7 protein-coding genes are annotated in these 9,708 nt (G+C 72.2%); 1 reads left to right on the forward strand and 6 read right to left on the reverse strand.

Going from position 1 to position 9,708, the window contains the following annotated elements; translation table 11 throughout:
• Positions 1-15: 15 nt before the first annotated feature.
• From ACFRCR_RS13015 to ACFRCR_RS13040, 6 genes are all read right to left on the reverse strand, one after another.
• Positions 16-4,734 carry an HtaA domain-containing protein gene (locus tag ACFRCR_RS13015; protein WP_377678060.1) on the reverse strand — a complete coding sequence of 1,573 codons (4,719 nt, stop codon included), beginning with the start codon at positions 4,732-4,734 and terminating at the stop codon, positions 16-18.
• Positions 4,735-4,996: 262 nt separating this feature from the next.
• Complete coding sequence (locus ACFRCR_RS13020; RefSeq protein ID WP_377678062.1) at positions 4,997-5,593, reverse strand: LemA family protein; 597 nt, start codon at positions 5,591-5,593, stop codon at positions 4,997-4,999.
• Positions 5,594-5,735: 142 nt separating this feature from the next.
• A complete protein-coding gene (locus tag ACFRCR_RS13025; RefSeq protein ID WP_377678063.1) occupies positions 5,736-6,509 on the reverse strand; it encodes a hypothetical protein in 774 nt (257 codons plus the stop codon).
• 77 nt (positions 6,510-6,586) lie between these two features.
• The gene (gene pyrE / locus ACFRCR_RS13030; protein ID WP_030151073.1) at positions 6,587-7,171 is read right to left on the reverse strand and encodes an orotate phosphoribosyltransferase; all 585 of its coding nucleotides are present in this window, start codon (positions 7,169-7,171) and stop codon (positions 6,587-6,589) included.
• A 10-nt stretch (positions 7,172-7,181) separates the two neighbouring features.
• On the reverse strand, positions 7,182-7,901 hold the full coding sequence (locus ACFRCR_RS13035; protein ID WP_377678064.1) for a hypothetical protein: 720 nt from the start codon (positions 7,899-7,901) through the stop codon (positions 7,182-7,184).
• A gap of 27 nt (positions 7,902-7,928) precedes the next feature.
• Positions 7,929-8,696, reverse strand: coding sequence for an SDR family NAD(P)-dependent oxidoreductase (locus ACFRCR_RS13040; RefSeq protein ID WP_377678065.1), 768 nt, complete (start codon positions 8,694-8,696; stop codon positions 7,929-7,931).
• A 147-nt stretch (positions 8,697-8,843) separates the two neighbouring features.
• Here ACFRCR_RS13040 and ACFRCR_RS13045 point away from each other — a divergent pair, with 147 nt between their 5' ends.
• A complete protein-coding gene (locus tag ACFRCR_RS13045) occupies positions 8,844-9,635 on the forward strand; it encodes an exodeoxyribonuclease III (protein WP_377678067.1) in 792 nt (263 codons plus the stop codon).
• Positions 9,636-9,708: the final 73 nt, after the last annotated feature.

Here is a 9,708-nt window from a genome sequence, read left to right on the forward strand (position 1 = left end):
GGTCGTGCTGGTTCGTCAGGCCTGGACGCGTGCCCGACGACGCTTGCTCACCGCGAGCAGGCCGGCGCCACCCAGGAGCAGCATCACGGCGAAGGCCGTGAGCGTCGCCGAGTCGGCACCGGTGTCCGCGAGGCCCGAGTAGACGTCGCACTCGACGTCACCGCCGACCGGGAAGCTGAACGTGACAGGGGCGAGTGCCGTCCCCGGCTCGTAGAAGCCCGCGAACGCCTTGGCGCCCGCAGCGGTCAGCGTGGCGGGGACGCCCTTCCACGTGATCGTGCTGCCCGAGGTCGACTTCTTGCCCGAGAGGTTCAGGCTCGCGAACGCGACGCCCTTGCTCGTGGACTTGTTGCCCTGCATGTCGCTGCTCACGACGTCGACGACCAGGGTGCCGGTGCTGCCGTCGACCTGGACCCGCGGGTTGGAGATCTGCAGGTCGAGGATGCCGTCGTGGCCCGTGAACTTCACCGAGCCGGCGAAGCTCGTGCGGCCCTTGCCGAGGTCGGTGTTGAAGGAGCCCTTGCCACCGCTCCACGTGAAGGACGAACCGTTGTCCTTGACGCCGCTGGTCGAGACCGAGCCCTTCGCGATCGGCCCCGCGATGTACGCACGGAACGAGTCGCTCACACCCCAGCTCAGGGTCGCACCGTTGACGCCCTGCGCGTAGCACTGCTGGGCGGCAGAACCGCCCGAGGTGCTGGTCCCCACGACCGTGATGGCCGCGCGGACGGTGTGGTTCGCCCCCTCGAGGGACAGCGTGTGCTCGCCCGGCTCGAGGTCCTTGGGGATCGTGACCGTGGCCGAGGCGGCGCCACCGGCGTTGGCCGTGATGCCCGTCGCGAGCGTCCGCGGGGTCGAGCGGATGACCGACTTGAGGCCGGTCTCGTTCGCGTCGAAACCGACACCGCTGATCGTGACCTGACCGCCGGGAGCGACCTGGGAGACCGAGAGGGTGGCCTTGGCGGGGTCGACCGGGGCCGTTCCCGTCCCGTCGCCGGGGGTCCCGATGGTGCCGCCGTCGCCGCCCTGGGACCCGAGGGCACCCATCACGAAGAAGATCGGGTCGAGCGGGGTTCCCGCCGGGTAGAAACCGCTGAAGGCCTTCGACCCCGCGTCGGTCAGCGTCGTGGCGACGTCGACGTAGGTGACCGAGCCGCTCTCGTGCTCGATCGCGCCGTTGTTCAGCGCGAGCGAGGCGAACGGGACGCGCTTGGCCTCGAACGTGGTCCCGTCGAGGTTCGCGGAGCGCACGTCGACGACGAGGGTGCCGTGCAGCGCCGACGACACCTCGACGGTCGGGTTAGACAGGGTGAGGTTGAGCAGCCCGTCATGGCCCGAGAAGGTGACCGTCCCGCCGTACTCGGCGGTCCCGAGGAGCGAGCCTGCCTTCCACGAACCGCCTGTCTGGCGGAAGTCGAAGGTCCCGTCCTTGACGGAGGCGCCGGCAGACGCCACGGCGCCGCCCTTGGCTATGCTCCCCGTGATGTAGCTGCGGAAGCTCTCCTTGACGCCCCACTGGAGGTTGCCCACGGGGAGGTTGCCGTCGACGGGTGGCCCTTCGACGGCGGTCACGGTGACGGTCTGCGACGCTGACGGCAGGAATGCCGCCGCGTCCGACGGGACGAAGCGCGCCGAGAACTGGACCGGGCCGAGACCCGAGGTCGGCACACTGACACGTGCCGCGCCCTGGACCACAGGGATCCTGGCCACGACGGAGTCCCCGCGCAGGAACTCGACGGTGCCGACAGCCCTGGTCGGGGTGACGGTCGCCGAGAGCTCCGCGGCATCCCCACGAGGGACCTCTGCGGAGGCCGCGCTCAGGGTCGTGGTCGTCTCGACGGCCCCAGGAACAGCCTGCTTGACCGTGATGGAGGAGAACGTGTCGAGCGTCCGGTCGGTCACGGAGAGGCCGTGCGCCGCGGAGGTCGCGACGACGTACTCCTTGGTCGGGTCGAACGAACCGGCCGGGACCGTGACGGTCGTGGTGAACTTCCCGTCGACGATCGAGGCCACGTGCGCGAGCTGCAACCAGCCCGCGGCGACCAAGGGGCCTTCGCCCTTCCAGATCGTCGCGTCACCCAGCAGGACGTAGGCGCCGTTCGTGGCACCGGCTCCCACGAAGCCGCTGCCTGTGATCGTGAAGGTGTTCGCGACCGACGGGTCGACGTCGCCGTTCGGCGTGACCGTCACGGTGGGCTTCACGATCGAGAAGACCGCCTCGCCGTGCGCACCGAGCTCGCTCAGGACCGTGACCGTCGTCGTCCCTGCAGAGGCCGCCCTGGGGACCGTGACGGTGATCGAGTCGCCGGTGGACGAGAACGTCGCGGCGGCACCGTCGAGCGCGACCGACCGGACCCTGTCCCCCGCGCCGAGGCCGTCGACCGTCAGGGTCTGCTTGCCTCCCGGGACGACCTGGGACAGCCCCGGCGTCACGGTCAGCCCTGCGGGCACCGCCGCGTCGGTGTAGTTGACCGGGACGGAGAGCTCCTGAGCAGCGTTCGTCACGCCGCCTGCGCCGTAGGTGTAGACGCCGAAGGAGCCGGACTCGGGCCACGCGACGTCGACGCCCGACTTCTGCCCAGGCTTGACCGTCAGCTCGGCCGTGAACTCACCCTCGGGCGAGACCGTGACCCACTGACCACGCACCGCCCCCTGGAAAGCAGGCGAGATCGCGTCGAACCCGGCCTGGCTCAGCGCCCACCGCTGGTCACCGACCACGCGAGCCGACGCCGGTGCACCCGTGGACGGCTTCCACGCGTCGGCGAACTTCCCGAAGACCACGTAGGTCCCCGCGGGGTTGCCCGCTGAGATCGGCGGACGGTTGCCCTCCGGGGCGACGTTCGCGGCCGGGTCGAACCCGGAGCCCTTCACGACGACCTTGTCCCCCGCGCGCACCAACGTGTTCCTCAGCGGCGTCGTGCCGTCAGCGGCGAAGACCTCGACCTTCGGCTCGAACGCGGGGGCCGGTGCGTTGGTGAAGTTCACCGCGACGGACTTCTCCTGCGCGGCGTTCTTCATACCGCCCGCGGCGTACGTGTAGATGCCGAACGTCCCGCCCTCGAGCGCGTCGAGCGTGGTGAGCTTCAGCGTCGCCGTGAACGAGCCGTCAGCAGAGATGTCCACCCAGTCCTTGCGGATCGCGGCCTGGTACTGCGGCGGGACCTGGTCCAGCACCGACTCGGCCAGGGCCCAGGCCTGCGGCCCCGTCTTGCGGGCCGACGACGGCGCCCCCGTCGAGGGCTGCCAGTCCTTCGCGAACGACCCGAACACCACGTAGCTGCCCTGCGGCAGGTGCGCCGGGATCGGCACCCCACGGCCCCCGACGTTCGCAGCCGGGTCGAACCCGGTGCCCTTCACGACGATCTCGTCACCAGGACGCACCACGGTGGTGCCGAGCGGCGTCTTCCCGTCGGCGGCGAACACGTCGATCTTCGGTGCGAACACCGGGGTCGTGGGCTCCTCGGTCTTGAACGTGATCGGGGTGAACGTGTCGAGCGAGCGGTCGGTGACCGACAGCCCGTGCGCGGCGGACGTGGCCACCTGATAGGACTTCGACGGGTCGAGCGTGCCTGCCGGGACCGTGATCGTGGTCGTGAACGCGCCGTCCTTGACGAGGGCGCTCGGGACGAACGCCTGCTTCAGCCAGCCCGCACCGGGCAGGGCCGAGCCGCCGCTCCAGACCGAGGTCTCACCAAGGAGCACGTAGGCGCCGTTTTTCGCACCCGCGCCGACGAAACCGGTGCCCGAGATCGTGAACGTGTTCTCGACCGCGGGGTCGACGTCCTTGGTCGGGGTGACCGTGACCTTGGGGTCCGCGACCGGGGCCGGCGGGTCGACCTGCTTGGCGGTCACGGTGTGCGTGACCGACGCGGAGGCCGAGGCCGTGAACGCCGCGGCGTCCGTCGGCGTGAAGTGCGCGCTCAGGGAGTGCGCACCGACGGCCGGGGCGGGCACGTCCAGGCGTGCGACGCCTGCGGAGACCGCGGCGGTGCCGAGCGACGAGGCGCCGTCACGGAACTCGACCGTGCCCGCGGCGGCCGGCGCGACCGTCGCACCGAGCGCGAGCGCCGTGCCCTCGACCGAGGTGCCCGCGGGCGAGACCGCGAGCGTCGTGGTCGTCGCCGTGGCAGGGACCACCGGGAGCGGCGCGTCGAGCGCCGCCGTGAGCGTGGACATGGGCTTGCCGGTATACGCGCTGAAGTAGCTCGAGACCGACGCGAGGGTGCTCGCGACGGTCCCGTTCACGACGAGGGCGAGCTTGTCGCCGGTCCGCGTCGGCGTGACGGTGACGTCGGCGACCTTCGCGTCGTTCCCGGCGCCCGCGTTGACCGTGCCGCTGAAGTCGGCCGTGAGCACGCCCGCCGTCGCGGAGGTGAGGCGGAGCGTGAGGTCCGAGATCGTGAGGTCGAGGGCGCCGTCGTGGCCCGAGTACTTCGTCGTCCCGGCGAACTTCACGGTCCCCGCGCCTGCCGTGTCGAGCGCACCGGAGGCCGGCTTGTAGACCGACTTCCCGTCGATCAGTGCGGGCGTGACGGTCCCCTTGGCGATCGGGCCGGTGACGTAGTCCGTCCAGCCGTCGGTGAAGTTCCAGGTGGCGCTGCCGCCGGACACCGTGACGGTGTCCGCGGCGGCGCCGGCCGGAGCGACCCCGACGAAGGTGAGACCGGCGACGAGCGCCCCGGTCAGGAGTGACGCGAGGGCGCGTCGGCGCCCTTCCCGTTGCGTGATGAGCACTCGATCTCCTGTGAAGGTCCAGGGTCGCCCGCGATGGCGACGCATGGCGACAGGTCTCTCGACCATCGCCCCGTGGACCATATAAGGGCTGCCTCACCAAAGCAAGGCAAACCTTATCTGCTGTGCGCGGAGTCACACCCACGTATCGCCCAGGCCACAGGTGACGCAGCGAAGGGGCGGTGCGCCCACCGGCGCCCCACCCCTCGGCCACATCCTGCTCCGCCGCCGACCCGCTCCTGGTCCCGGGTCAGGAGCCGTCGTCTCAGCGGTCGACGATCGACCCGTTCCCGTGGAAGTCGACGCGCGGCGCGGCACGCACAGCCGGGTTCTCGACCTCGAAGTACTCCGCGCGCTGGAACCCGAACATCCTCGCGACGACGTTCGGCGGGAACGTCTCGACCTTCGTGTTCAACGTGCGCACGTTGGCGTTGTAGAACCGGCGACCGGCCGCGATGCGGTCCTCCGTGTTCGTCAGCTCGTCCTGGAGCCGACCGAAGTTCTCGCTCGCCCGCAGCACCGGGTAGGCCTCGGCCACCGCGAACAGCCGCCCCAGAGCCTGCGTCAGCTGGTTCTCCTTGGCCGCCTGGTCCGCAGGACCCGACGCCGGACCGGCCGCGGCCGAACGAGCCGCCGCCACCTCCTCGAACACGCCGCGCTCGTGCGCCGCATACCCCTTCACGGTCTCCATGAGGTTGGGGATGAGGTCGTGGCGACGGTGCAGCTCGACGTCGATCTGGCGCCACGACTCCTGCACCAGGTTCCGCAGCCGGACGAAGCCGTTGTGCTGCGCGACCGCCCAGAACAGGACGATCAGGACGACGATGCCGATGACGATCAAGGCGATGGTGCCGCCTGTCATGCTGCCCCCTTGGGCTGAGCTGGTCGGACCGGGCGCCCGAGCATCACGTGGCCGGACCTGACGGACCGGGCGCGGGACGCCGTCGGGCGGCGCGGAAGGTAGGTGCATCGTAGCGGGGCGACCCCTCGCCGGACCGTGCGGCTCACGGCGACGGCGTGCCCCACGGCGGCGTTTCGGCCGCCGACCCCGCCTTCGGTTCTGGAGGGACCCCGCCCGGCCTGCGCGGCGGCCGCTCCGCACGACGAGGCGGGAGGGCCCCGCGGTCCAGCCACACGAAGTCCGGGACCGCGTCGACCACCACCGCGAGCCGCGAGAGCATCGGGAAGACGTTGTCCGGCACTGTCCGCCCGCCCGTCCACGCGACGATCGCGTCGCCCTCGATCCGCAGGAACCTGCGCTCGAAGTCCGCCTCCAGCAACCGGTGCATGGTGCGCGGGTGCAGCACGTCGTGCGCGAACCGCAGGTCGCTCGACTCGACCCGCCACGCCCGGTTGAAGGCGTCCGACTCGAGCTGGATGTCCTGCCCCCCGAACGCCTTGGCCAGCTTCGCACCGAGGCCCTCGGGCGTGAGCTGGAGCGTCGGGAACGACGCGTCGAGCAGCAGCGCGACCACGTGCGCGGAGTGGGTCGTCGACTCCTTGCCCGATCCCGTGGTCCACGAGTACGTGAAGGACAGGGCCGAGCGCCCCTCGAACGGCCCGGTCAGGACCTCGGTCGCACGCCGCGAGCGCCCCTCGTCGAAGGGAGTCCCTCGCCATCGGCGTGCGAGCGCAGGGTCCACGCCGTGGTGCTCCCACCCGTTCGCCGACGCCCAGCGCTCGAGCAGCGCGATCCGCGCCCGGTGCCCCCACCAGCCGACGAGCACCCCCGCGACCGCGAGCAGCGCCATCCCGACCACGAACCACGAACCGTCCATCGCTCCCCCTGCTCGTCGGGGCCGGGCCCCGTCCTCCTCGGACCGGCCCGGTCAGGTCGGTCGGGCCGGCGGGTCGGTCAGGCCAGGTCGAAGTCGGTCAGGCCGAAGATCGAGTGGTACGGCACACCGAGCGCCTCGATCTTCTCGCGCGCCCCCGTGTCACGGTCCATGATCGTCGCAACCCCCACGACCTCGGCGCCCGCAGCCCGCGCGGCCTCGATCGCCGTGATGGGCGAGCCGCCCGTCGTGGTCGTGTCCTCGACGACGACGACCCGGCGCCCCGCGATCTCCGGTCCCTCGATCTGGCGCTGCATGCCGTGCGCCTTGGCCGCCTTGCGGACCACGAACGCGTCGAGGTCCTGACCGCGCGAGGCGGCGGCGTGCAGGAGCGCGGTCGCGATCGGGTCGGCGCCCAGCGTCAGGCCACCCACGGCGTCGACCTCGGCCGTGCCCAGCCCGACCTCCTCGAGCTGGTCCAGCAGGACGTGCCCGATGAGCGGGGCCGCACGGTGGTGGAGCGTGACGCGGCGCAGGTCCACGTAGTAGTCGGCCTCCTTGCCGGAGGACAGCGTCACCTTCCCGTGCACGATCGCGAGCTCGGCGATCAGGTCGCGAAGCTGCTCGCGGGGCGTCGGGGACAGGTGCGTGGAGGTCTCGGTCATGGGGTCAAGGCTAGCGGTCCGGCGCCTGCGCGGGCCGTGCCTCCTCGTCCCCCGGACGCTCGGGGGCCCCGACGAGATCGAGGACACCGGCGAGCAGCAGCGCGAGGTCGTTCACGTCCTCGACCGGCGCCGGGCCGTCGGTCCACGACAGGAGCGCCCCGGACTCGAACCGCAGCCGGGTCCCGGCGTACGCGGGAGCAAGGAGCGCCTGCCGCACGGGCGCCGTCAGGAGCGCGTGCGTCGCGAGCTCGTCGGGGGCCCGCACCGTCCAGGTCGCGGCGAACGTCAGGTCGTCGAACACGACCTCGCGGCCCACGACGCGCTGGACGGACGGTTGCCGGTAGCCCACGGGCACGACCTCGACCGTCGGGACCTCCCGCGGTGCGTCGAGCGCCACGACCTGGCACTCGACCATCGTCGGGCGCCCGCGTCCGGCCATGGTCGCCGCCGAGCGCCACGCGTACCGGAACGTCACGAGCGGCCACCCGCCGACCGTCCCACGCCGCAGGTCCTCGACCCGGCCGCGGTCCTGGACGTCGAACGGGGCACCGCGCCACCGGTCGAGCAGCGACTCGTCGGACGGCACGGACTCCCAGCCGAGGTCGCGCAGGAGCGCGTCCTGTGTCGCCAGGCGACGGCGCCGCGCGACCCTGGCCAGCACCGCCGCACCGACCACGAGCACCAGCAGGACGATCAGCACGACCAGCCCCACGACCGACTCCCGGCTCATGCGCGCCTCCCCCCGCCCCGCACTCCGCTAGCGCCCCTCGAACGCCCGCACGGCCGCGCGCGGCGCGACCTTCAGCAGCCCCGAGGCCAGCCGGTAGCGCAGGGAGGGCGTCGAGATCACGACGCCGCGGCGCACGTCCGCGAGGGCCGCCGCGACGACGCGGTCGGCGTTCAGCCACGCGACGTCGGGAAGCTGCGTGTAGTCGATCCCGGCCCGCTCGTGGAACTCGGTGTGCGTGAGCCCGGGGCACAGGGCCGTGGCCGTGACGCCCGTCCCGCGCAGCTCGACCGCGAGCCCCTCGGTGAACGTGCGCACCCATGCCTTGGCCGCCGAGTACGTGCCGCTCGCCGTGAGCGCCGCGACCGACGCGACGTTGAGGATCGCACCGCGGCCCCGCTCGGTCATCTGGCCCGCAGCGGCGTGCGAGAGGACCAGGACCGCGCGCACCATGACGTCGAGCGCCTTCACCTCGGCGTCGACGTCGCCGCCCACGAAGCGCTGGTGCACCGCGTATCCGGCGTTGTTGACGAGCAGGCCCACGGGCCGCCGCCCTGCCTCGTCCTCCTCCACCACTGCGAGGCGTTCCGCGACGCGCGCGACGTCGTCGGGCACGGAGAGGTCCGCCGGGAGCACCTGGACCCGCACACCCGCGGCCGCACGGATCTGCGCCGCGACGCGCTCCAGGCGTTCCTCGTCGCGCGCGACGAGGACCAGGTCGTGACGGGCCGTGGCCAGCTGCCACGCGAACTCGAGCCCCAGGCCGGCGCTGGCGCCGGTGATCAGTGCAGTCGCCATGGCCTCAGCCTAGGGGGCACGGGGCGGTCGGGAGACCCGCACGCCCGACGACGTCACGCAGCACCGCGCGGCAGGCCCGCCTTCCACCGGCGATCCATCGGCGATCCACCAGCACAGCGCGTGGGACGCCCCGGATAGCCTGTCGCCATGCGTCTCGCCACCTGGAACATCAACTCGATCCGCGCCCGCGCCGAGCGGGCCGTCGCCTTCCTCGAACGGTCGGGCACCGACGTGCTCGCGCTGCAGGAGACCAAGTGCAAGGACGCCCAGTTCCCGCACGCGGTCTTCGAGGCCGCGGGCTACGAGGTCGCGCACTTCGGGCTGAGCCAGTGGAACGGCGTCGCGATCGTCTCGCGCGTCGGCATCGAGGACGTCGAGACGGGCTTCGCGACGCAGCCCCACTTCGGGGCCGAGCCGCACCTGGAGGCCCGCGCGATCGGGGCCACGTGCGGGGGCGTGCGCGTGTGGAGCCTGTACGTGCCGCACGGGCGCGCGCTCGACGACCCGCACTACCCGTACAAGCTCGAGTGGCTGCACAACCTGCGCACGCAGGCCGCGGGCTGGCTCGAGGCGGACCCCGCGGCGCAGGTCGCGCTCGTCGGGGACTGGAACGTCGCACCGCTCGACACCGACGTCTGGGACCCGGCGGCGTTCGCGGGGCACACGCACACGTCCCCGGCCGAGCGCGTGGCCTTCGCGGCCTTCGCGGCGGCCGGGTACAGCGAGGTCACGCGCGACTTCTTCCCCGAGGAGCACAAGTACACGTACTGGGACTACCAGCAGCTCCGCTTCCCCAAGAACCAGGGCATGCGGATCGACTACGCCTACCTGTCCCCCGCGCTGCGCGCCCGCGCGACGGGCGTCGAGATCGACCGCGACGAGCGCAAGGGCAAGGGCGCCTCGGACCACGTCCCGGTGATCGTGGACCTCACGGACTGACGCCCCCCCGGGTACCCCGGGTACCCCGGGCGCCGAGAACGGGGTTGGGGTCGTTCTGGGACTCAGAACGACC

The organism is Oerskovia sp. NPDC056781, from assembly GCF_042789955.1.
GTDB classification, from domain to species: Bacteria; Actinomycetota; Actinomycetes; order Actinomycetales; family Cellulomonadaceae; genus Oerskovia; species Oerskovia rustica.

Excerpts from the sequence above, each read along its gene's own strand:
- ACFRCR_RS13020 (WP_377678062.1), bottom strand. The coding sequence starts at position 5,593 with ATGACAGGCGGCACCATCGCCTTGATCGTCATCGGCATCGTCGTCCTG.
- ACFRCR_RS13025 (WP_377678063.1), bottom strand. The coding sequence starts at position 6,509 with ATGGACGGTTCGTGGTTCGTGGTCGGGATGGCGCTGCTCGCGGTCGCG.
- pyrE (WP_030151073.1), bottom strand. The coding sequence starts at position 7,171 with ATGACCGAGACCTCCACGCACCTGTCCCCGACGCCCCGCGAGCAGCTT.
- ACFRCR_RS13035 (WP_377678064.1), bottom strand. The coding sequence starts at position 7,901 with ATGAGCCGGGAGTCGGTCGTGGGGCTGGTCGTGCTGATCGTCCTGCTG.
- ACFRCR_RS13040 (WP_377678065.1), bottom strand. The coding sequence starts at position 8,696 with ATGGCGACTGCACTGATCACCGGCGCCAGCGCCGGCCTGGGGCTCGAG.
- ACFRCR_RS13045 (WP_377678067.1), top strand. The coding sequence starts at position 8,844 with ATGCGTCTCGCCACCTGGAACATCAACTCGATCCGCGCCCGCGCCGAG.